Annotated in this window: 19 protein-coding genes and 1 pseudogene; 9 read left to right on the top strand and 11 right to left on the bottom strand. The window is 70.4% G+C overall.

From position 1 onward, the window contains the following. Nucleotides 1-16 precede the first annotated feature (16 nt). The 4 genes from C1M51_RS04165 to C1M51_RS04150 form a co-directional block, all read right to left on the bottom strand. Nucleotides 17-235, bottom strand: coding sequence for a YbdD/YjiX family protein (locus tag C1M51_RS04165; protein ID WP_129448372.1), 219 nt, complete (start codon nt 233-235; stop codon nt 17-19). A 29-nt stretch (nt 236-264) separates the two neighbouring features. Next, the gene (locus tag C1M51_RS04160) at nt 265-2331 is read right to left on the bottom strand and encodes a carbon starvation CstA family protein (protein WP_129448371.1); all 2067 of its coding nucleotides are present in this window, start codon (nt 2329-2331) and stop codon (nt 265-267) included. Between the two features lie 163 nt (nt 2332-2494). Then, nucleotides 2495-3148 carry a response regulator transcription factor gene (locus C1M51_RS04155; protein WP_129448370.1) on the bottom strand — a complete coding sequence of 218 codons (654 nt, stop codon included), beginning with the start codon at nt 3146-3148 and terminating at the stop codon, nt 2495-2497. Beyond that, nucleotides 3148-4518, bottom strand: a complete 1371-nt coding sequence (locus C1M51_RS04150; RefSeq protein ID WP_129448369.1) for a cache domain-containing protein — start codon at nt 4516-4518, stop codon at nt 3148-3150. Before C1M51_RS04150 ends, C1M51_RS04155 begins: the two co-directional genes overlap by 1 nt. Before the next feature lie 149 nt (nt 4519-4667). Here C1M51_RS04150 and C1M51_RS04145 point away from each other — a divergent pair, with 149 nt between their 5' ends. From C1M51_RS04145 to C1M51_RS04120, 6 genes are all read left to right on the top strand, one after another. Further along, nucleotides 4668-5228, top strand: a complete 561-nt coding sequence (locus C1M51_RS04145) for a hypothetical protein (RefSeq protein ID WP_129448368.1) — start codon at nt 4668-4670, stop codon at nt 5226-5228. A 131-nt stretch (nt 5229-5359) separates the two neighbouring features. Beyond that, on the top strand, nt 5360-5869 hold the full coding sequence (locus C1M51_RS04140; protein WP_129448367.1) for a polyhydroxyalkanoate granule-associated phasin: 510 nt from the start codon (nt 5360-5362) through the stop codon (nt 5867-5869). 75 nt (nt 5870-5944) lie between these two features. Beyond that, nucleotides 5945-7069, top strand: a complete 1125-nt coding sequence (locus tag C1M51_RS04135) for an NAD(P)/FAD-dependent oxidoreductase (RefSeq protein ID WP_129448366.1) — start codon at nt 5945-5947, stop codon at nt 7067-7069. Nucleotides 7070-7133: 64 nt separating this feature from the next. Then, on the top strand, nt 7134-8852 hold the full coding sequence (locus C1M51_RS04130) for an ExeA family protein (RefSeq protein WP_129448365.1): 1719 nt from the start codon (nt 7134-7136) through the stop codon (nt 8850-8852). A 7-nt stretch (nt 8853-8859) separates the two neighbouring features. Next, on the top strand, nt 8860-9624 hold the full coding sequence (locus C1M51_RS04125; protein WP_129448364.1) for a general secretion pathway protein GspB: 765 nt from the start codon (nt 8860-8862) through the stop codon (nt 9622-9624). A 7-nt stretch (nt 9625-9631) separates the two neighbouring features. Beyond that, nucleotides 9632-10633, top strand: a complete 1002-nt coding sequence (locus C1M51_RS04120) for a hypothetical protein (RefSeq protein ID WP_129448363.1) — start codon at nt 9632-9634, stop codon at nt 10631-10633. Between the two features lie 63 nt (nt 10634-10696). Here the strand turns inward: C1M51_RS04120 and C1M51_RS04115 are convergent. Together C1M51_RS04115 and C1M51_RS04110 are read right to left on the bottom strand one after the other, a co-directional pair. Next, nucleotides 10697-10786, bottom strand: a pseudogene (locus tag C1M51_RS04115) (serine protein kinase RIO); the annotation flags it as partial. Nucleotides 10787-10847: 61 nt separating this feature from the next. Beyond that, nucleotides 10848-11795, bottom strand: a complete 948-nt coding sequence (locus tag C1M51_RS04110) for a GAF domain-containing protein (RefSeq protein WP_129448362.1) — start codon at nt 11793-11795, stop codon at nt 10848-10850. Nucleotides 11796-11888: 93 nt separating this feature from the next. Between C1M51_RS04110 and C1M51_RS04105 the strand changes: the two genes are divergently transcribed. The 3 genes from C1M51_RS04105 to C1M51_RS04095 all read left to right on the top strand — a co-directional run bounded on the left by C1M51_RS04105 (nt 11889) and on the right by C1M51_RS04095 (nt 14725). Beyond that, on the top strand, nt 11889-12578 hold the full coding sequence (locus C1M51_RS04105; RefSeq protein ID WP_129448361.1) for an aldolase: 690 nt from the start codon (nt 11889-11891) through the stop codon (nt 12576-12578). A 189-nt stretch (nt 12579-12767) separates the two neighbouring features. Next, entirely contained in the window at nt 12768-13052 is a 285-nt protein-coding gene (locus C1M51_RS04100; RefSeq protein ID WP_129448360.1) for a helix-turn-helix transcriptional regulator, read from the top strand. A 50-nt stretch (nt 13053-13102) separates the two neighbouring features. Then, nucleotides 13103-14725: an NAD(P)/FAD-dependent oxidoreductase gene (locus C1M51_RS04095; protein ID WP_129448359.1), complete on the top strand. Its 1623-nt coding sequence runs from the start codon at nt 13103-13105 to the stop codon at nt 14723-14725. On the opposite strand, the gene C1M51_RS04090 is transcribed toward C1M51_RS04095, so the two are convergent. The 5 genes from C1M51_RS04090 to C1M51_RS04070 form a co-directional block, all read right to left on the bottom strand. Beyond that, entirely contained in the window at nt 14722-15219 is a 498-nt protein-coding gene (locus C1M51_RS04090) for a M48 family metallopeptidase (RefSeq protein WP_129448358.1), read from the bottom strand. The two genes, C1M51_RS04095 and C1M51_RS04090, sit on opposite strands and share 4 nt — an antisense overlap. A gap of 13 nt (nt 15220-15232) precedes the next feature. Then, nucleotides 15233-15820: a DUF1415 domain-containing protein gene (locus C1M51_RS04085; protein ID WP_129448357.1), complete on the bottom strand. Its 588-nt coding sequence runs from the start codon at nt 15818-15820 to the stop codon at nt 15233-15235. A gap of 55 nt (nt 15821-15875) precedes the next feature. Further along, nucleotides 15876-17231: a TolC family outer membrane protein gene (locus tag C1M51_RS04080; RefSeq protein ID WP_129448356.1), complete on the bottom strand. Its 1356-nt coding sequence runs from the start codon at nt 17229-17231 to the stop codon at nt 15876-15878. A 33-nt stretch (nt 17232-17264) separates the two neighbouring features. Beyond that, on the bottom strand, nt 17265-17918 hold the full coding sequence (locus C1M51_RS04075) for a protein-L-isoaspartate O-methyltransferase (protein WP_129448355.1): 654 nt from the start codon (nt 17916-17918) through the stop codon (nt 17265-17267). A 61-nt stretch (nt 17919-17979) separates the two neighbouring features. After that, nucleotides 17980-21189, bottom strand: a complete 3210-nt coding sequence (locus C1M51_RS04070; RefSeq protein ID WP_129448354.1) for an efflux RND transporter permease subunit — start codon at nt 21187-21189, stop codon at nt 17980-17982. Nucleotides 21190-21203 lie beyond the last annotated feature (14 nt).

Here is a 21203-nt window from a genome sequence, read left to right as displayed (position 1 = left end):
GGCTCGCCGGTCGGCCTCAGCAGCAGCGACCGGTGCGCGACCCGTAGCGGGCCTGCTGGCGCTCGCGAAAGAAGTCCTCGTAACTCATCACGGGCCGGTCCGGGTGGACCGCCCTGGCATGCGCCGCGTAGGCCTCGTAGTCGGGCTGGCCGACCATCAGGCGCATGGCCTGGCCGAGGTAGCGGCCCGCCTTCTCGACGTCTTGCAACAAGCCGGTGAAGCTGCCGGAGGCCATGCGGCGGGCGCTGGAAGCAGAGAGAGCGCTCAGCCGCCGGCGCCTTGCGGCATCGGCTCGAACGGCGTCTCGCGCACGGTCGGCGACTGGCTGCCCAGCGCCTTCAGGATCGACTTGACCGCATAGAACACCGTGCTCACGACGACCAGCATGAACAGCACGCACAGGCTGGCGTTGATGTAGTCGTTGACCACGATGTGGCGCATCGCATCGAGCGACTTGGCCGGCGCCAGCACCGTGCCCTGCGCCAGCGCGTCACCGAACTTCTGCGCGTGGGCCAGGAAGCCGACCTTCGGATCCGGCGAGAACAGCTTCAGCCAGCCGGCGGTCAGCGTGCAGATCAGCAGCCACGCCGCCGGCACGATGGTGACCCAGGCGTAGCGCTGGCGCTTCATCTTGAACAGCACCACGGTGCCCAGCGTCAGCGCCACGGCGGCCAGCATCTGGTTGGAGATGCCGAACAGCGGCCACAGCGTGTTGATGCCGCCCAGCGGGTCGACCACGCCGGCGTACAGGAAGTAGCCCCAGGTCGCGACGCACAGGCCGGTGGCGATCAGGTTGGCCGGCAGCGAGTCGGTGCGCTTCATCGCCGGGATGAAGTTGCCCAGCAGGTCCTGCAGCATGAAGCGCCCGGCGCGCGTGCCGGCGTCGACCGCGGTCAGGATGAACAGCGCCTCGAACAGGATCGCGAAGTGGTACCAGAAGGCCATCATCGCGGGCCCGCCGACCACCTGGTGCAGGATGTGCGCCATGCCCACGGCCAGCGTCGGTGCGCCGCCAGCGCGCGCGAGGATGGTGTTCTCGCCCACGTCCTTCGCGGTCTGGATCAGCACGTCGGGCGTGATCACGAAGCCCCAGGTCGACAGGGTCTGCGCCACCGCCTCCGGCGTCGTGCCGACCAGCGCGGCCGGGCTGTTCATCGCGAAGTAGATGCCCGGCTGGATCACCGAGGCCGCCACCAGCGCCATGATCGCGACGAAGGACTCGGCCAGCATGCCACCGTAGCCGATGAAGCGTGCGTGCGTCTCGTTCTCCAGCATCTTGGGCGTGGTGCCCGACGAGATCAGCGCATGGAAGCCCGACACCGCGCCGCAGGCGATGGTGATGAACAGGAAGGGGAACAGGTTGCCCGACCACACCGGGCCGTTGCCCTGCGCGAACTGGGTCAGCGCCGGCATCTGCAGCGTCGGCGCGACGATCAGGATGCCGATCGCCAGCGCGATGATGGTGCCGATCTTCAGGAAGGTCGACAGGTAGTCGCGCGGTGCCAGCAGCAGCCACACCGGCAAGACCGAGGCGATGAAGCCGTAGCCGATCAGCATCCAGGTGAGGGCCTTGCCGTCGAAGTCGAACAGCGCCGACAGCGCCGCATGCTCGTGCACCCAGCCGCCCAGCCAGATGGCGGCCATCAGCAGCACGAAGCCGATCGCCGAGACCTCGCCGATGCGCCCCGGTCGCAGGTAGCGGCTGTAGATGCCCATGAACAGCGCGACCGGGATCGTCAAGCCGACGGTGACCGCACCCCACGGCGAGTGCGCCAGCGCCTTGACGACGATCAGCGCCAGCACCGCCAGGATGATGATCATGATCATGAAGGCGCCGAACAGCGTGATGACGCCCGGCACCGTGCCCATCTCCTGCTTCACCAGCTCGCCGAGCGAGCGGCCGTCGCGCCGCGTCGAGATGAACAGCACGATGAAGTCCTGCACCGCGCCCGCGAACACCACGCCGGCCAGCAGCCACAGCATGCCCGGCAGGTAGCCCATCTGTGCGGCCAGCACCGGGCCGACCAGCGGACCGGCGCCCGCGATCGCGGCGAAGTGGTGGCCGTAGAGCACGTACTTGTTGGTCGGCACGTAGTCGAGGCCATCGTTGTGGCGGTGCGCCGGCGTCTGCCGGTTCGGATCGAGACCCAGCACCTTGGTCGCCAGGAACAGGCTGTAGTAGCGGTAGGCGATGAGGTAGACGCACAGGGCGGCCACCACCACCCACAGGGCGCTGATGGCTTCACCGCGCTGCAGCGCGATGGTGGCCAGCGCGAACGCGCCGACGATGGCGACGAGCACCCAGGGAAGGTGCTTGCGTAGAAGGGTCATGGGGGTCTCCTGAACACTGAGGGGCCGTGCCCCCGTGGTCGTCCGACCCGGATGCACTGGAATGGGCGTCAGTGTCCGCAGCGGTGCATCTTGAAACAAGCGTCGCACCACGTAGGGGGCTGCGTGGGACCACTTAGGGACCAGACCGGGGTGAGGGAGGCGCTCAGCCCTCGTCTTCGCGGTAGCGCCGGCCGTGCTCGACCGCGTACTTGATCAGCTCCGCCTGGCCCTCGATGCCCAGCTTGCGCTTGATGTTCTGGCGGTGCGTCTCGACGGTGCGCACGCTCAGGTCCAGCCGCTCGGCGATCTGCTTGCTCGACAGGCCGTCGGCCAGGCAGGCGAGGATCTCGCTCTCCCGGTGCGAGACCAGCGGCTTCGGCGCCTGGCCGCGGAACAGGCGCTTGGACACCGCCGGGCTCAGGAAGGTGCCGCCGGCGCACACCGCCTCGATGGCCGCGATGATGTCGGCCGAGGGCGCATCCTTCAGCACGTAGCCGCGGGCGCCGGCCTGCATGGCCTGCTGCACGTACTCGGGGTTGTCGTACATGCTGAGCACCAGCACGGCCACCGCCGGATGGCGCTGCGCCAGCAGGCGGGTGAGCTCGATGCCGTTGATCTCGCGCATGCCGACGTCCATCAGCACCAGGCCGGGGCGCAGCTGCGGGATCAGCTCCAGCGCCTCGCGCGCGCTGCCGGCCTCGCCCACCACCTCGAGCCAGGCGATCGCCTGCAGGCGCGAGCGCAGGCCCTCGCGCACCAACGGGTGGTCGTCGACGATCAGCAGTCGGACGCGGGACGCGTCGGGTTCATTGCTCATCAGGCCTCCTTCAGGCGGCGCAGCTGCGCCTCGGGCACGTCGGCGACCAGCTCGGTCAGGCCGCTGCGCGAGCGGATGCGGAACGAGCCGCCGATCGACGCGAGACGCTCGCGCATGTTGCGCAGGCCGATGCCGCGACGCGGGTCGAGCTGCACCGCGGCGAGGTCGAAGCCGCGGCCGTCGTCGAGGATCGCGAGCCGCAGGCCGCTGGGCCGGAACGCCAGCCGGATGCGAACCGACTGCGCGGCGGCATGCTTCTCGATGTTGGTCAGCGCCTCCTGCGTCACGCGGAACAGCACGGTCTTCACGTCGTCCGGCAACTCGATCGACGGCCCGCGCATGCGCATCGAGAACGCCAGCCCGCTGTGGTCGCCGAACTCCCGGCCCAGGTGCTCCAGCGCCGCGGGCAGGCCCAGCACGTCGAGCATCGCCGGGCGCAGGCGGTGCGAGATGCGCCGCACCTCGGTCAGCGCGTCGGCCAGGCGCACCGCGGCGCGCTCCAGCGGCGCGGCGGCCTGCGCCGGCTCGCGCTCGATCTGCTCGATCGCCGACTCGATCAGCAGCTTGATCGACACCAGCGTCTGGCTGGTGCCGTCGTGCAGCTCGCGCGAGAGGTGGGCGCGCTCGGACTCCTGTGACTGCACCACCTGCTGCGCCAGCTGGCGCAGCTTGGCGTCGGCCTCCTTGTGTTCGCTGAGGTTGAGCGCCAGGCCGCACACCGTGATCAGCGCGATGCCCGACAGTGCGATGCCGGCGATCCACAGAAAAGTGGTCTCGATGTTGGCCGCCACCTGATGGTCCAGCTGCGCCATCGTGGCCTGCACGTCGTCGAGGTAGAGGCCGGTGCCGAGCATCCAGTTCCAGCGCGGCAGCGCGATCACGTAGCCCAGCTTGGGCGTGGTCTGCCGTGTGGACGGCTTGCGCCACAGGTAGTCGATGAAGCCGCCGCCCTCGCTGGCCTTGGCGATCAGCTGCTGGATGGTCGGGTGGCCCGCCTCGTCGCGCAGCTCCCACAGGTCGTTGCCCACCAGCTCGGGCTGGCGCGGGTGCATCAGGCTCCTGCCCTGCAGGTCGTAGAGGAAGAAGTAGCCGTCGGTGCCGTAGTCCAGCGACGCCAGCAGCTTCATCGCGGCCTGGCGCGTGGCCTCGCTGTCGTCGCCCGAGTCGTACAGCGGCGCGATGGTGCTGCGCGCGAGCTCGACGTAATGGCGCAGCTCGGTGCGTTTGGAGCTCATGTAGGCGCTCTCGACCAGCTCGCGTTCGCGCGTCGCCAGCGCGCGTTCCTGATGGCGCACGGCCAGCGCGATCAGCACGATCGACGCCAGCAGCGGCACCACGGCGAGGAGGACGATCTTGCTCTTGAGTCGCATGTTTCGTGGATGGTATCCACAGCGGGAGGGCGGTTCTGCTGCAGGGCCCTGTAGGACAGCCGCTACCCGCGTTTGCGGCGGCGTCCGATGTCCGGCGCGGCGCGCGGCGCAAATACTCCGCTCACGTTGTCCCGACCTCAGGAGTCCTCATGCACAGCCCCCTTCGATTCAAGCCCGCTCTTCTCGCCTTGTGTACCGCCGCCGCGTTCGCAGCCTCGCCCGCCTTCGCCGCCGGCATGAGCAAGGCCGAGTACTCGGCCGCCAAGGACCGCATCGGTGCCGACTACAAGCTCGCCAAGGCCTCCTGCGACCGCCTGTCCGGCAATGGCAAGGACGTCTGCGAGGAAGAGGCCGAGGCCAGGGAGAAGGTCGCCAAGGCCGAGCTCGAGGCCGCGTACACCGGCAAGTCCGGCGACCGCGCGAAGGTGGCCGAGGTGAAGGCCGACACCGCCTACGAGGTCGCGAAGGAACGCTGTGACGACCTTGCCGGCAACGCCAAGGACGTGTGCGTCCAGGAAGCCAAGGCGGCGCACACGAAGGCGCGCGCCGATGCCAAGCTGGTCAGCGCCACCGGCAAGGCGCAGATGGAGGCGCGTGACGAGAAGCGCGAGGCCAATTACAAGGTCGAGGCCGAGAAGTGCGATGCGCTCGCAGGCGACGCCAAGTCGACCTGCGTGGCCGATGCGAAGGCACGCTACGGCAAGAGCTGAGCGGCCTGACCATTTCCTGAAAAGCCGGCGCAGCGCCGGCTTTTCTTGTGGGCGAGTGCTGTTCGGGGCCCGTTGTAAGGCCGGTGTCACCCGGCCCCTGCATACCTGAACCTTTGGGCCCGAGAGTCTTCATGAAATCCACCGACCTTCCCGCTGCGATGTTCTTCCCGATCGGTCTGTGGCTGGGCGTCGCGAGCAAGACGCAGGAAATGCTGCTGGCGTCGTCCCAGGTCATCGCGACCCGCAGCGCCCGCATGGCCTCGGCCGGACCGCTGCCGTCGGCCGCCGATCAACGCGAGTTCGCCCTGATGGGCAGTGAGAAGCTCGACGCCTTCTCGCAGTCCGCCGCCGCCTTGGGTCGCGCCTGGACCCCGACGGTGCAGACGCTCAACACCCAGGCCGTGCAGGGCTGGCTCGCGATCATGAACAATGCCTTCGCACTGGCCGGCAGCCGCACGCCGGCCCAGGCGATGCGCCGCCACAAGACGTTGGTCAGCACGGTGATGCGGCGCGCACCGACGCTGCAACGTGCCTCAGACGCCGCGGCGCGCGTGACCCACAGCGCGCTCGCGCCGGTGCACCGCACCGCGACCGCCAACGCGCGGCGGCTCGGCTCCGCCAAGAAGACGAGCCGGCGCTGAGTCGCCACACCCCGGCGCGCCGGCCGGCCTTAGCATCGCAGGCCGGAACACCCGTCGGGCGGGGAGGGCGTGCGGATGGATCAGGTCGATGCGGTGGTCGTCGGGGCCGGCGTGGTGGGGCTGGCCGTCGGTCGTGCGCTGGCGCAGCGCGGTCTCGAGACCGTGGTGCTGGAATCCGAGCCCGCGATCGGCACCGCCACCAGCGCGCGCAACAGCGAGGTGATCCATGCCGGCCTCTACTACCCCGCCGGGTCGCTGAAGGCGCGGCTGTGCGTGGCCGGTAGAGCGGCGCTCTACGCCTACTGCGCCGAGCGCGGCATCGCGCACCGGCGCTGCGGCAAGCTGATCGTCGCGACCGCGCCAACGCAGCATGCGGCGCTGCACGCGCTGAGCCGGCGTGCGGCCGACAACGGCGTCGACGACCTGCAACTCCTGACGCCGGACGCGGCGCGTGCGCTCGAACCCGCGCTCGCCTGCAGCGAGGCGCTGCTGTCGCCATCGACCGGCATCGTCGACAGCCACGGCCTGATGCTCGCGCTGCAGGGCGATCTGGAGTCGGCCGGCGGCGCGGTGGCGCTGGCCTCGCGCGTCGAGCGCATCGAGGTCGGGCGACCGCACCGTGTGCATGCGGCCGGCATGACGCTGGGTGCGCGCATCGTCGTCAATGCCGCCGGGCTGTGGGCGCCGGCGCTCGCACGGCGCACCGAAGGTCTGGCGCCGGCCTTCCAGCCACCGGCCCGGTTCGCGAAGGGCAGCTACTTCGCGTTGCCGGGCCGGGCGCCGTTCTCGCATCTCATCTACCCGATGCCGGAGGTGGCCGGCCTCGGCGTCCACCTGACGCTCGATCTCGGCGGCCAGGCGCGCTTCGGGCCCGACGTGGAATGGGTCGAGCCCGGTCCCGCCGCCGCGGGCGGTGACGGCACGCTCGACTACCGCGTCGACGTTCGGCGCGCCGATGGCTTCTATGCGGAGATCCGCCGCTACTGGCCGGCGCTGCCCGACGGCGCGCTGCAGCCGGCCTACAGCGGCGTGCGGCCCAAGCTGTCGGGCCCGGGCGAGCCGGCGGCCGACTTCCGCATCGATGGCCCGGCCGAGCACGGCATCGAGGGCCTGGTCAATCTGCTCGGCATCGAGTCGCCGGGCCTGACGGCCAGCCTCGCGCTGGCCGACGAGACGCTGCGGCGCCTGGCTGCTGCGTGAGCGGCTGCCTCGAGCGGAATCGGCCCGTGAGGCCGCAGCCTCGCCGGAAAGTATCCTCCGCACCATGTACGCGCAATTCTTCGGCCTGAGCCAGGAGCCCTTCTCGATCGCGCCCGACCCGCGCTTCCTCTTCATGAGCGAGCGGCACCGGGAGGCGCTGGCCCATCTGCTCTACGGCGTGCGCGGTGGCGGCGGCTTCGTGCTGCTGACCGGCGAGATCGGTGCCGGCAAGACCACGGTGTGCCGCCTGCTGCTGGAGCAGGTGCCCAAGCGCTGCAACGTCGCCTACATCTTCAACCCCAAGCTCACCGTCGAGGAGCTGCTGAAGTCGGTGTGCGACGAGTTCGGCATCCCCTACGCGCACCCGGGCCCCGGCGCGGCGACGGTGAAGGACTACCTCGATCCGCTCAATCGCTTCCTGCTGCAGACCCATGCGGTCGGCCAGAGCAACGTGCTGATCATCGACGAGGCGCAGAACCTGTCGGCCGACGTGCTGGAGCAACTGCGCCTGCTGACCAACCTGGAGACCAACGAGCGCAAGCTGCTGCAGATCGTGCTGATCGGCCAGCCCGAGCTGCGCCAGATGCTGGCGCGGCCCGAGCTGGAGCAGCTGGCGCAGCGCGTGATCGCGCGCTACCACCTCGAGGCGCTGACGGAGACCGAGACGCTGCAGTACATCCGGCACCGACTCACCATCTCGGGCCTGAACCGCGCGCTGCCCTTCGATCGCGAGTCGATCCAGCGCATCCACCAGCTGTCTCGCGGCGTGCCGCGCCGCATCAACCTGCTGTGCGACCGGGCCTTGCTCGGCGCCTATTCGACCGGCGCGCACCGCGTGCGGCGCGAGATCGTCGACAAGGCCGCGCGCGAGGTGTTCGAGACCCCGTCGCCGATGAACCCGCGCGGCTGGTTGCAGCGGCGCCCGGCGGTGCTGGGGCTGGGCCTGGTCGGCGGCGCTGTGCTGTTCGCGGCAGGCAGCTGGACGCTCGGCGGCGGGCGGTCGTCAATGGAACGCGTCGCCGCGAGCGCGGCGACGGCGGTGGCGGCTTCTGCGCCGGCTGTCGCGGCCTCGGTGAAGCCGGCGCCCGAAGTGGCGTCCTCCTCCGCGGCGGTGGCCCCGCCACCGGCCGCCGCCGCCTCGGTGGCTGCATCGGCGTCGGCGCCGGCGCCGCTGGCGCTGGCCGCTGCCGATCTGCCGGTGCAGTTCAGGACCCTGGTGCGCGACCCGAACGAGGCGCTGCGGGAACTGGCGCCGGCCTGGAAGCTGAGCCTGGCCGACGACGGCGACCCCTGCCTGCTGGTGCCGGCGCAGCAGGTGCACTGCCACGCGGGGCGCAGCAATCTCGCGCTGGTGCGGCTGCTCGGCCGGCCCGGCATCGTGAGCCTGAATGACGCGGCCGGGCAGCCGGTCTATGCACAGCTCACCGGCCTCACGGCGCAGAGCGCGACGCTGCGCATGGGCGGCGTCGCGCAGACCCTCACGCTCGGTTCCTTCACGCGCCTGTGGCGCGGCGATTTCACGACGCTGTGGCGCGTGCCGCCGGGCTACACCGTTGCCGCGGCGGGCAAGGCGGCCGTCCCCGCCGACTGGCTGGCCGCGCGGCTGGCCACCGCGGCCGGCGACGCTGCGCCGGGCGAGACGTCGGCGGCGGCGCTCAAGCCGCGCATCGCCGCCTTCCAGTCCACCCAGGGCCTGGCGCCGGACGGCCTGGCCGGGCCGATCACGCTGATGCAGCTCAACCGCGCCACCGGCGTGGACGAGCCCCGCCTGCAGACCGAGTGACGTACCGATGTCCTACATCCTCGAAGCCCTCCGCAAGGCCGACGCCGAACGCGATCGCGAACGCGGCGCGCTGCCCGACCTGCATGCGCAGCCGGTGCCGCCCGATTCGGCCGCGATGGCGGCCGGCTCGCCATCGCGGCCCCGACCCTGGCTGTGGATCGTCGTCGGCGCCTCGGTGGGCCTGATCGGCCCGCTGCTGTGGCTGCTGTTCGGTCGCGACACCACGCAGGAGGCCGTGGTGACACCGCCGCCACCGGTCGAGACGGCCGCACCGCCGGTGGCGACGGCGCCCGAGACGGTCCCGGTGCCCCCCGTGGCGCCCGTCCCGGCGCTGTCATCGCCGACGGCGATCCCGCCCGCACCGACGGTGCCGGTTCCGGCTCCGCCGCCGCGCGCCGAGGCCCCGGCCTTCGCGATCGCGCCGCCGGCACCGCCCGCGCCGGTGGCGCGCGACGCACCGGCAGCGACCCGCCGTGCGGCGCCGGCGACAGCGCCCGCAGCGGCGCCTGCCGAGAAGCCGGCTGCCCCGGTGGCGGCGGAGGGCCGCGTTCACACCGTTGCCGAACTGCCCGACGACATCCGCCGTCAGTTGCCGGTCATCGCGGTCGGCGGCTCGATCTACTCCGCGGAGGCGGCCAACCGCTTCCTCATCATCAACGGCCAGATCTTCCACGAGAAGGACCAGCTCGGTCCCGAACTCGTGCTCGAGCAGATCAAGCTCAAGGCCGCGGTGCTGCGTTTCAGGGGCTACCGCTACGAGATCACCTACTGACGCTGGCGTGTCGGCCACCACCCCTTCGAATCCGGCGCACCCCGCCGCTGGCCCGGTCGGGGCACCGTCCCTGATCTGCGGCAACTGCCAGGGGCCGATGCAGGTGCTGGCGCTGCGCGGGCACTACGGGCAGGCGGTGGAGGTCGACCTCTGCGCGCCCTGCCATCTGGTGTGGTTCGATGTGATCGAGTCCGCGCGCCTCAACGGACCGGCGATCCTGGAACTGATCGGCCACATGGCGCAGGCCCAGTCGCTGGCGCACCAGCCGCTGCGTCAACAGGCCGCCTGTCCGCGCTGCCGCCGCGGCTTGAAGACCGTGCACAACCGTTCGCGCTGGGGCCGCTCGCTGCAGCTCGAATGCCCGGCGCGGCATGGCGCCTACCAGTCGTTCGCGGAGTTCCTGTTCGAGAAGGGGCTGGTGCGGCCGCTGTCGTCGGCCGACCGGGCCGCGCTGATCCGGCGCGACGGTCGCATCGACTGCGTGAATTGCGGTGCGCCGATCGCGGGCGGCGACGCGCAGTGCGGCCACTGCCGCTCGGTGCCGAGCCTGCTCGACGTCGCGCGATTGGCGCGTGCGCTCGACCCGGAAGGCGCCACCGAAGACCACCCGGTGCACGCCACCGCAACCCACCGCGGGGCGCTGCAGTGCGGAGCCTGCGGTGCGGCGCTGCCGCCCGGGCAGGCGATGCAGTGCGCGCAGTGCGGCGCCACGCTGGCGGTGAGCCGACTGGCCGATGCGCACCGCCAGGTGGCGGTGCTCGGGCCGCAGCTCCAGGCGCATGCCGAGAAGCCGGCGCCGCACACGGTGGCGCGCCGCATGGCGGCCCTGTCGGCCGACCTGCCGCGGCAGCGCGAGTGGATACAGCGCATGCGCGCCGACACCGCGGGCCGGCATGGCGGCGACGAGGACGACGATGAGCTGCTGTCCTGGTTCACCCGGCGCACCAACCCGCTGCGTGCGGTGTTCATCGCGCTGCTGTTGTGGTGGGCGTGGTGGATGTGGTCCTGAGCCGGGCGCGAGCCCGACCCCGCACGTTCACGCCGCCGTCTGCAGCAGCAGCCGACGCCCCGCCTCGTTGCCGCGGCGCACCACGCAGACCATGGCTTCCTTGCCTCTCATGAACTGACGGACCACGCTGTCGATCAGGCCTACCTCGATCAGGGACTGCCGTCGCTTGGGGGCATCGCGGCATGCTGCGCCGCGTCCCGGGGGGCCTGCTCGACTACAGGTAGAGCGCCACGACCTCCACCACGGCGTCCTCCCACACCACCGGGATCGCCACGAGCGCCGTCGCGCCGATGCCCACCGCGGCAGCGGCGGGCGATCCCGGCTCGTCGGCCGGGAAGTCGTTGATGACCGGCACACCGCGCTGCAAGGCCTTGACGAGCGAGCTGCCGGTCGACGACAGCGGCAGCTGGGCGATGCCCGAGGAGCGGCCGCCGTGCAGTTCGCTGAAGGCCTCGACTCTCCGCAGCTCGGACTGCGCCACGTCGGGCACCCAGCGCTCGATGCGGTGCGCCAGCGGCAGCCGCGCGCTCGCCAGGAAGGTCACCACGTGGCGATCGGCGAGCCGCGAGCCCGCGGGGATCGCCAGGCCGCGCAGCAGGCCCGCCGCCGCGGCCTCCTCGCTGCGCAGGAAGCGGCCGGGCGTGGCCGGCAGGTCCTCGACGAACACCGCCTCGCCGCGCTGCCAGGCCAGGCCCGGCAGCCCCACGCCGCGCGGCAGATAGGTCTCCTGGGAGATCGCCTCGAAGGCCTGCGCACCGGGGCCGTATGCGCCGTCGACCAGCGTCATGTCGGTGGTGATGCGCGGGTCGTGGTGCCACAGCTCCAGGGCACCGGCCTGCCCGGGCACGTGGCCGCAGAACACCACCAGCACCGACGTGAGACGGTCTTGCAGGTACAGCGGCAGGGCGATGGCGCAGTCCATGCCGGCGGTGCGGGCGGCGGCGGTGCGCTGGAAGATCGAACCCTCGAACTGCCGCAGCAGCACCGGGCGGCCTTCCTCCCAGGCGCGGCCGGGCAGCCCCTCGCCACGGCCGAAGCACATGGAGCGGCTGATCGTCGCGAAGCTGCGCGCCGGGCCGAAGCCGCCGCAGCCGAACTCGAGCAGCGTGCCGTCGGCGCTGGGGATCCAGACTTCGGCGGCCTTGATGAAGGTGGCAGTCATGGCACATCCTGGAGGGTGTGCAGCGCTCGTGCAAGTTGCAGGCCAGCACGGGCCGGTCGCGCCGGATGCCGGCGAGCCGATAGACTGGTCCGCATGAGCCGCACCGACCCGCCCGACCCGCAGCAGCATGCGGACTTCCACGCCGCCGCCGTGACGCGGTTGCGCGCCGACCTGGCGCTGGCGCTGCGGGCCGCGGCGCTTCACGGCCTGGCCGAAGGCGTGTGCAACCATTTCAGCGTGGAACTGCCCGACGGCTCCGGCCGCTTCCTGCTGAACCCGCGCGGCCTGCTGTGGAGCGAGATCGGCGCCGACGACATCGTGATGATCGACGCGCAGGGTGCCCGGCTGGCAGGCCGCCACGACGTCGAGCCCACGGCGATGTTCATCCATGCCGCCATCCACCGCATCGCCGGCCAGGCCTGCGTGCTGCACACCCACATGCCGTACGCGACCGCGCTCACGCTCACCGTCGATCGGGCGCTCGACACCACGCTGTCGCAGAACGCGATGCGCTTCCATGGCCGTGTGGCCGTCGATGCGCACTACAACGGCCTGGCGCTCGATGCATCGGAGGGCGAACGCATCGCGCGCGCCATGCACGGGGCCGACGTGGTGTTCCTCGGCAACCACGGGGTGGTGGTCTGCGGCGCGTCGATGGCGCACGCCTACGACGACCTCTACTACCTGGAGCGCGCCTGCGCCGCGCAGGTGGCGCAGCAGACGCTGGGCGAGCGGCTGCAGTCGGAGCTGTTCTTCGAGGCGCTGCGGCGGACCGTGCCCTAGCCTCCGCAGCGCAGGTGGCCACGCGTTCGCCGCGGCCGCGAAAGCTGTTCTGGCGCGGTACAAAAAACGGCTAGGGAAACTACGTGCTTGGGTGGGGTGGCCCGTGAACTTTAAGGTTCATGCCGTGCCGACGCCGCCGTGACGGTGGTGCGTGGCCTTCCTTGCCACTCTCCCGCGAAGCATCGACCGATGGACCCATTCCTCCCGTTCCGCGAATCCCCGGTGCGCCAGCGCATCGACGTGATGGAACGCCCCGGCCTGCACGACGGCTTCCATGTCGAACCGCTGTCGGGCCGCGAGAAGGAGATGCTGCAGTCGCTCTTCAACGGCATCTCCAATCGCGAGATCGCCGGGCGTCTGTTCGTCTCGGAGAACACGGTCAAGTTTCACCTGAAGAACATCTACTCGAAGCTCGGCGTCGGCAACCGCCTGCAGGCCATCAATGCCGCCCGGGCCCTGAGGCTGATCGACTGATCGGACGGCGCGACGAGACGAGCGGCGCGATGCCGAAGGAGCCCCTTGCCATGTCGGTGAACGAGCAACGCGGCAGCCGGGCTGCCCGTGTGGACGCAGTGGTCATCGGGGCCGGTTTCGCCGGCCTCTACATGGTGCACCGGCTGCGCGAGATGGGGCTGTCGCTGCGCGCCTTCGAGCGCGGCGGCGGGGTCGGCGGCACTTGGTACTGGAATCGCTATCCGGGGGCCGGTTCGGACTCCGAGTCGTGGGTCTACTCGTACTCCTTCTCCGACGAGCTCGTGCAGGGCTGGCAATGGAGCCGACGCTTCCCCGGGCAGCCCGAGATCCTCCGCTACCTGGAGTACGTGGCCGACACGCTCGACCTGAAGCCGGCCTTCGATTTCGACACCGCGGTGACGGGCGCCACCTACGACGAGCAGCGCGCGCTGTGGACGGTCGAGACCGAATCCGGCGAACGGGTCGAGGCGCGCTACCTGATCACGGCCGTGGGCTGCCTGTCGTCGGCCCAGGTGCCCGCGATCCCCGGCAGGGAAAGCTTCGAGGGCGAGCAGCACCACACCGGCGCCTGGCCGCACGCGGGCGTGGACTTCAGCGGCAAGCGCGTCGGTGTGATCGGCACCGGGTCGAGCGCGATCCAGGCCATCCCCATCATCGCCCGGCAGGCGGCCCACCTGACGGTGTTCCAGCGCACGCCGCAGTTCAGCGTGCCTAACGGCAATCGCGACCTCGGTCCGGAGGAGCAGGTCCGGCTGCGGCGCGACATCAAGCAGATCCGCGAGACCTGCAAGTGGAGCTCGATCGGGCAACCCTATGACTTCAGCAGCGTCGGCGCGTTCGATGTCGATGACCAGGAGCGCCAGCGGCAGTACGAGGCCAACTGGCAGAAGGGCGGCTTCGAGTGGATGTTCGGCAGCTACAAGGACCTGCTGATCGACGAGGAAGCGAACGCGACCGCCGCCGAGTTCGTGCGGCAGAAGATCCGCGAGGCCGTCCATGACCCCGCGGTGGCGCGCAAGCTGATCCCGCAGGGCTATCCGATCGCGACCAAGCGGCTGCCGCTGGATGCCGGCTACTTCGAGACCTACAACCGCGACAACGTGGACCTGGTCGACCTGCGCGAATCGCCGATCCAGGAGATCGTCGCGCAGGGCGTCCGTACCAGCGAGCGAACCCATCCGCTCGACATCCTCGTGTTCGCCACCGGCTTCGACGCGCTGACCGGCCCGCTGACGCGACTGGGCATCCGAGGACGCGGGGGCGTGACGCTCGGCGAGAAGTGGGCGGCCGGTCCGCGCACCTATCTCGGGGTTTCGACCGCCGACTTCCCCAACCTGTTCATGATCACCGGCCCTGGCAGCCCGTCGGTGCTCGGCAACATGCCGACCTCGATCGAGCAGCATGTCGAGTGGATCGCCGACTGCATCGACTACCTGCGCGCTCGCAAGGCGGCCACCATCGAGCCGACGCCGGACGCCGAGGAGGCCTGGGTGGCGCACGTCAACGAGCTGGCCGACAAGACCCTGCTGCCGCGCGCGGATTCCTGGTACATGGGCGCCAATGTCCCGGGCAAGCCGCGTGTGTTCATGCCCTACATCGGCGGCTTCGGCGCCTACCGCAAGCTGTGCGCCGAGGTGGCGGCGGAGCGCTACCGGGGCTTCTCGATCGGCTAGCGCTGCGGCGGCTCGGCCACCGTCAGCCAGACCCGCAGATCGAACTCCAGCTGGTGGTAGTCCGGTGCCATGTGCGTGCACAGCGCATAGAAGGCCTTGCCGTGCTCGCGCTCCTTCAGGTGCGCGAGTTCGTGCACGACGATCATCTTCAGGAACGCCGCCGGCGCCTCCTTGAACAGGCTGGCCACGCGGATCTCGCGCTTGGCCTTCAGGCGCGTGCCCTGCACGCGCGACACTGCGGTGTGCGTGCCCAGCGCGTTGCGGATCACGTGCAGGCGCGGGTCGTAGGCCACCTTGCTCAGCGGCTCGGACTGGCGCAGGTAGCGGGACTTGAGGCCGGTGACGTAGTCGTACAGCGCGCGATCGGTGCGCACCTCGTGGGCCTCCGGGTAGCGCGCCCGCAGGCCCTCGGCCAGGCCGCCCCGCGCGAGCGCCGCCCGCACCTGGGCCTGCAGCGCCTCGGGGTAGTGGGCCAGGTAGGGGAGCGCGGACACGGCGCGATGCGGCTCAGCGCGTGTCGGGCGCGTCGCGCTTGATGTCGGCCTGCAGCGCCGCCCAGCCCTCGCGGCCGAGTTCGCGCAGCGTGCGGATGTTGGCCTCGTAGATGGACTCGGCCTCGGGGAAGGCCGCCACGGCACGGTCGATGCTGGCCTCGCGCAGCAGGTGCAGCGTCGGGTAGGGTGCACGGTTGCTGGCATTCTCGGCATCGTCGGGCGCGGTGCCGGCGAACTGGTAGTCCGGATGGAAGCTCGCCACCTGCAGCACGCCCTCGAAACCCAGGCGCTCGATCGCGGCGTCGACCCGGTCGAGGAAGTCGTTGTAGTCGAGGAAATCGCCCAGCACCTGCGGATGCATCAGCAGCGTGGTGTCGACCTCCGCCGGGTCGGCCTCGGCCAGAGCGCGCAGTTCGCGGCACAGCTCGTCGAGCAGGCGCTCGGGCTCGGCGGCCTCGCTGACGACATAGCGCACCTGGCCCTTGGCCTCCACCGCCTTGGCGAAGGGGCAGAGGTTCAGGCCGATCACCGCATGCCTAAGCCACGCCCGGGTGCGGGCGATCACGAGCGCGGTGTCGACGGGAGGCAGCGGGGGCGGCATGGGCTGGGCGTTCCGTGCGGCCGCGTGCGACGACGCGCGGCCCTGACGGCGAGTCTCAGGGCGCGAGCAGCCGGTTGACGATGCTCACGTCGTCGGGCTTCAGCGTGCCGGCCGCCTGGCGCAGCAACAGGTTGCCCAGCACCACGTCGTAGCGGGCGCGCGCCAGGTCGCGCTGGGTGGTGTAGAGCTGCGTCTGCGCGTTCAGCACGTCGAGGTTGACGCGCACGCCGACCTTGTAGCCGAGCTGGGTGGCCTCGAGCGCGAGCTTGTTGGAGGCCTCGGCGGCTTCGAGCGCCTTCACCGTGGCCAGGCCCGACTGCAGGGTGAAGTAGGCCTGGCGCGTGCCCTGGGTGACGCTGCGGCGCGCGAACTCCAGGTCGTTGCGCGACTTCTCCTCCAGCGACAACGTTTCCTTCACGCGATTCTGGATCGAGTAGCCGGCGAACAGGGGCAGGTTCAGCTCCACGCCGATCTGCGCGCTGGTGGTGCTGCCGCTCAGACCGGTGCCGGCGGTGCGGCCGGTGTTGCGGTTGCGGCCGACGCCGCCCACCAGGTCGACCGTCGGCAGGTGGCCGGCACGCGCCTTCTCGGTCTCGAGCTGCGCCACGTCGTAGGCCAGCTGGGCCTTGCGCACGCTGGGCGACTGGCCGGCCTGCGTCACCCAGTCCTCCACGTTGGCCGGCAGTACCTCGGGCAGCTGCACCGGGACCGTCAGCGGCCGCGGTTCGACGTCGGTGCGCCCGACCAGCTGGTCGAGTGCGATGCGCCGCACTCGCAGGTCGTTCTCGGCGGCGATCTCCTGCGCGGTGGCGAGGTCGTAGCGGGCCTGCGCCTCGCGCGTGTCGGTGATGGTCGCGGTGCCGACCTCGAAATTGCGCTTCGCCGAGGCCAGCTGCTCGGCGATGGCGGTCTTGTTGGCGCGCGTCGTCGCCAGCGTGTCCTGTGCTGCCAGCACGTCGAAGTAGGCCTGGCTCAGCCGTACCACCAGGTCCTGCTCGGCGCTCTCGAGGTCGGCCATCGACACCGCGTAGCTCTTCTCGGCCTGGTCGATCGTGCTGCTGTTGCTGCGGTTGAACAGCGGTTGCAGCGCCGAGATCTGTGCGCCGGTGCTGGTGCCGCTCGCGCTGCCCGCCGAGGTGTCGGTCTCGCTGCGGGTGGTGCTCGCCGTCAGGGCCACGCTCGGGCGGTTGAGCGCCTTCACCTGCTCGTAGCGGAACTGTGCCGAATCGGCCAGTGCGCGGGCCGCCAGGTAGCTGGCGTCGTAGCCGCGCGCGGCGTCGTACAGCGACTGCAGGCTCTGCGCCTGTGCCACCGCAGCAGCACCGAGCAGCAGACCGGCTGTCAGCGTCCGGGCCAGGCGGTACCGCCGCGGCAGCGGCGACGGCGGGCAGTGCGGGGAACGCTGGGGCATGGGGATCTTTCTGCTGGGAGCCGGCACGCGGGATCAGAAACGGAAGGAGGAGGGTTCGCCGAAGCCGTCGAGTCGCGGCGCCAGCGTGTCGAACAGCTCCACGCTGTGGAAGCCGCCGCCCTCGGTGCGGGTCACGAGCACGGCGCGCATCACCGGATCCCGGCCGACGATGGCGGCGAGTCGCCCGCCCACCTTGAGCTGGTCGAGCAGGCCGCGCGGGATCTCGGCCACCGAGCCCGAGAGCGCGATCACGTCGAACGGGCCGTCGGTCACCGTGGCGCGTGAACCGTCGGCTTCGCGCACCTCGACGTTGACGACCGCCGCGCGCTGCAGGTTGATGCGGGCCTGCAGCGCCAGTGCGGGGCGGATCTCGAGGCTGAGCACTTCGCGGGCCTTGTGGCCGAGCAGCGCGGCCATGAAGCCCGACCCCGTGCCGACCTCGAGCACGCGCTCGTGCTTGTGCACCGCCAGCTCCTGCAGCAGGCGGGCCTCGACCTTGGGCGACAGCATGAACTGCCCCTCGGCCAGTGGCAGCTCCATGTCGGTGAAGGCCATGGCGCGGTAGGCCGACGGCACGAACTCCTCGCGGCGTACCACGGCCAGCAGCGACAGCACCGAGGAGTCCAGCACATCCCAGGGGCGGATCTGCTGTTCGATCATGTTGAAGCGGGCTTGTTCGATGTTCATGAGGCTCTCGCGGAAGGGGGTTTTCAGGGCGGCGAATTCTATTTCGAGGGAGGTATCGGTCTCACGACAGGGCGTCCGCCTGTGCGGTGCCCCCTGGCGCCGGCCGGTGCGGGTGCCAGCGGCGACGCGCCCAGCTGGCCAGGTCGTCGAGGTAGCAGTAGATCACCGGCACCACCACCAGCGTCAGCAGTGACGACGTGATCACGCCGCCGATCACGGCCTGGCCCATCGGCGCGCGCTGCTCCGAACCCTCGCTGAGCGCAAAGGCCAGCGGCACCATGCCGAAGATCATGGCCAGCGTGGTCATCAGGATCGGCCTCAGGCGCACCTGCGCGGCGTGCAGCAGGGCGTCCTCGCGGCCCATCGGCGCGTGCTCCCCGGCGGCGCCGTGCGTGCCCTCGCGCGAGCGGATCGCGAAGTCGACCAGCAGGATGGCGTTCTTGGTCACCAGTCCCATCAACATCACGATGCCGATGATGCTGAACATGTTGAGCGTGGAGCGGAACGCCAGCAGCGCCAGCACCACGCCGATCAGCGTGAGCGGCAGCGAGCTCATCAGCGCCAGCGGCTGCAGGAAGCTCCGGAACTGGCTGGCGAGGATCATGTAGATGAAGACGACGGCCAGAGCCAGCGCACCGATCGCATAGCTGAACGACTCCTGCATGTTCTTGGTCGAGCCGCCGAAGCTGTAGCGGTAGCCAGGCGGCCAGGCCACGCTGTCGAGCAGCTTGCGGATGTCCGCCGACACATCACCCGAGCTGCGGCCGAAGGCGTTGGCGTCGATGTTGATCTCGCGGTTGAGGTCGCGGCGGTTGATCTGGTTCGGACCGGTCGACGGGCTCACCTCGGCCACCTGCGACAGTCGCACGATGCGCGGCGCGCCGTCGGCCGCGGCCGTCACGTTGAGCGGCAGCCGCGCCAGGTCGGCCAGCGAGTGGCGGCTCTCGGGCGCGAGGCGCACGTTCACGTCGTAGTTCTCGCCGTCCGGCGCGCGCCAGTTGCCCACCGTGGTGCCCGCCACCAGCGTGCGCAGGCTGCCGGCGAGCGCGTCGACGTTGAGCCCCGCATCGGCCGCGGCGTCGCGCTTCACCTCGATCGACACCGTGGGCTTGTCGGGCTTGAGCGTGCTGTCCAGATCCACCAGACCGGGGATGTCACGCAGCTTCGCGGTGATCAGCGCGGACAGGCGTGCCAGCTCGGCGAGATCGGGGCCCTGGATCGAGAACTGCAGGCTCTTGCCGCCGCCCAGGTCGGTCTGGCCGATGTTGGTGACCGTGATGCCGGGAATGCCGGCAAGGCGCTCGCGCAGCGGCACCGCCAGTTGCGCCACGTCGCGCACGCGATCCTTGCGGTCGACCAGACGCACGTAGACAGCGCCGTAGATCTTGCCGAGCGCCTGGCCGCTGTTGATGGTGGTGACGGTGTAGCGCACCTCGGGCATCTCGCGCAGCACCTGATCGATCTGCTTCGCGCGCTGCTCGGTGAGTTCGATCGACGAGCCGACCGGCGTGTAGAAGTTGAGCTGGGTCTCCGAGAAGTCGGCCTTGGGCACGAACTCGGCGCCGAGCAGCGGGATGACGAAGAAGCTGCCCGCGAAGGTGGCGACGGCCAGGCCCAGCGTCGCGAGCCGGTGCGCGAGCGACCAGCGCAGGATGCGCTGGTAGCCGTTCGACAGCCGCCCGGTGAAGCGGTCGAACGCGCCGGTGACGCGACCGATGGTCCGGTCGTACAGCGTGAGCGGCGGGCCGCGATGAGCGCCGTGGGCCTGCGGGTCGTTCCACACGCTCGACAGCATGGGGTCGAGCGTGAAGCTCACGAACATCGAGATCAGGACCGCCGCGACGATGGTGAGCCCGAACTCGTGGAAGAACTTGCCCACGATGCCGCCCATGAAGCCGATCGGCAGGAACACCGCGACGATGCTCAACGTGGTGGCCAGCACCGCGAGGCCGATCTCCTGGGTGCCGTCGAGTGCGGCCTGGTGCGGGCTCTTGCCCATCTGCACGTGGCGCACGATGTTCTCGCGCACCACGATGGCGTCGTCGATCAGCAGGCCCACGCACAGGCTCAGCGCCATCATCGTGATGGTGTTGATGGTGAAGCCGAACGCGTACATGAACAGGAAGGTGCCGATCAGCGCGATCGGCAGCGTCAGGCCGGTGATGACGGTGGAGCGCCAGGAGTTGAGGAACAGGAACACGATCAGGATCGTCAGCGCCGCGCCCTCGATCAGCGTGCGCTTGACGTTCGCCACCGACACGCGGATCGAGCGCGAGTTGTCGCGGTTGATCTCGGTGCGGATGCCCGGCGGTGTCACGTCGCGGGCGTTCTCCAGCGCGCGCTGCAGCCCGTCGACCACGGCGATGGTGTTCTCACCCTGGGATTTCTGTACCGACAGCAGCACGGTGCGCTGGCCGTTGTAGAGCGCCAGCGTCTCCAGCTCCTGCGGACCGTCCACCACGTCGGCCAGCTGGCGCAGCCGGATCGGCGCGCCGGCGCTCAGGTTGTTGCCGGCGGCGCCCTTGCGCGCGACGACGATGTCGCGGAAATCCTCGGGCGTCTTCATGCGCGCGTTGATCTGCACCACGCGCTCCTGCTCGCGCGAGCGGATCGCGCCCATCGGCAGCTCCTGGTTCTCGCTCTTCACCGCGGCCAGCACCTGCTCCACGCTGACGCCCAGCGCCTCCATCGCCGCAGGCCGCAGGTAGATGTTGATCTCGCGCTCCAGCCCGCCGATCAGCGACACCGCACCGACGCCGCGCACGTTCTCCAGCCTCTTCTGCAGCACCTGGGTGGCCCAGGTGGTGAGCTCCTGGGTGCTGCGCCGGCCGTCCTCGGACAGCACGGCGACGTTGAAGACCGGCTGGCTGGCCGGGTCGAAGCGCGAGACGCGCGGCTCCTCGACCTCCTCGCGCAGCAGCGGGCGCACCAGCGCGACCTTCTCGCGCACGTCCTCGGCGGCCTTGCGGCCGTCGACGTCGAGGTTGAACTCGATGATGACGATCGAGCTGCCCTCGTAGGAGCGCGAGTACAGCGAGTTGATCCCGGCGACGGTGTTGACCGCCTCCTCGACCTTCTTCGTCACCTCGCTCTCGACGATCTCGGGCGAGGCGCCGGGGTAGTCGAACTGCACCACGACGGTGGGAAAGTCGATGTTGGGAAACTGGTCGACCGACAGCCGCTGGTAGCTGAACAGGCCGAGCACGACGAAGGAGAGCATCACCATCGTGGCCATCACCGGGTTGGCGATCGAGACGCGGGTGAACCACATGGGGCGGTCGCTGT

It is taken from the genome of Methylibium sp. Pch-M, assembly GCF_004136295.1.
Taxonomy (GTDB): domain Bacteria; phylum Pseudomonadota; class Gammaproteobacteria; order Burkholderiales; family Burkholderiaceae_C; genus Methylibium; species Methylibium petroleiphilum.
This window is presented reverse-complemented; position numbering and strand designations above follow the sequence as displayed.

What these genes read in the sequence shown, in the direction of transcription:
- C1M51_RS04165 (WP_129448372.1), bottom strand. Translation starts at nt 235, where the DNA reads ATGGCCTCCGGCAGCTTCACCGGCTTGTTGCAAGACGTCGAGAAGGCG.
- C1M51_RS04160 (WP_129448371.1), bottom strand. Translation starts at nt 2,331, where the DNA reads ATGACCCTTCTACGCAAGCACCTTCCCTGGGTGCTCGTCGCCATCGTC.
- C1M51_RS04155 (WP_129448370.1), bottom strand. Translation starts at nt 3,148, where the DNA reads ATGAGCAATGAACCCGACGCGTCCCGCGTCCGACTGCTGATCGTCGAC.
- C1M51_RS04150 (WP_129448369.1), bottom strand. Translation starts at nt 4,518, where the DNA reads ATGCGACTCAAGAGCAAGATCGTCCTCCTCGCCGTGGTGCCGCTGCTG.
- C1M51_RS04145 (WP_129448368.1), top strand. Translation starts at nt 4,668, where the DNA reads ATGCACAGCCCCCTTCGATTCAAGCCCGCTCTTCTCGCCTTGTGTACC.
- C1M51_RS04140 (WP_129448367.1), top strand. Translation starts at nt 5,360, where the DNA reads ATGAAATCCACCGACCTTCCCGCTGCGATGTTCTTCCCGATCGGTCTG.
- C1M51_RS04135 (WP_129448366.1), top strand. Translation starts at nt 5,945, where the DNA reads ATGGATCAGGTCGATGCGGTGGTCGTCGGGGCCGGCGTGGTGGGGCTG.
- C1M51_RS04130 (WP_129448365.1), top strand. Translation starts at nt 7,134, where the DNA reads ATGTACGCGCAATTCTTCGGCCTGAGCCAGGAGCCCTTCTCGATCGCG.
- C1M51_RS04125 (WP_129448364.1), top strand. Translation starts at nt 8,860, where the DNA reads ATGTCCTACATCCTCGAAGCCCTCCGCAAGGCCGACGCCGAACGCGAT.
- C1M51_RS04110 (WP_129448362.1), bottom strand. Translation starts at nt 11,795, where the DNA reads ATGACTGCCACCTTCATCAAGGCCGCCGAAGTCTGGATCCCCAGCGCC.
- C1M51_RS04105 (WP_129448361.1), top strand. Translation starts at nt 11,889, where the DNA reads ATGAGCCGCACCGACCCGCCCGACCCGCAGCAGCATGCGGACTTCCAC.
- C1M51_RS04100 (WP_129448360.1), top strand. Translation starts at nt 12,768, where the DNA reads ATGGACCCATTCCTCCCGTTCCGCGAATCCCCGGTGCGCCAGCGCATC.
- C1M51_RS04095 (WP_129448359.1), top strand. Translation starts at nt 13,103, where the DNA reads ATGTCGGTGAACGAGCAACGCGGCAGCCGGGCTGCCCGTGTGGACGCA.
- C1M51_RS04085 (WP_129448357.1), bottom strand. Translation starts at nt 15,820, where the DNA reads ATGCCGCCCCCGCTGCCTCCCGTCGACACCGCGCTCGTGATCGCCCGC.
- C1M51_RS04080 (WP_129448356.1), bottom strand. Translation starts at nt 17,231, where the DNA reads ATGCCCCAGCGTTCCCCGCACTGCCCGCCGTCGCCGCTGCCGCGGCGG.
- C1M51_RS04075 (WP_129448355.1), bottom strand. Translation starts at nt 17,918, where the DNA reads ATGAACATCGAACAAGCCCGCTTCAACATGATCGAACAGCAGATCCGC.
- C1M51_RS04070 (WP_129448354.1), bottom strand. Translation starts at nt 21,189, where the DNA reads ATGTGGTTCACCCGCGTCTCGATCGCCAACCCGGTGATGGCCACGATG.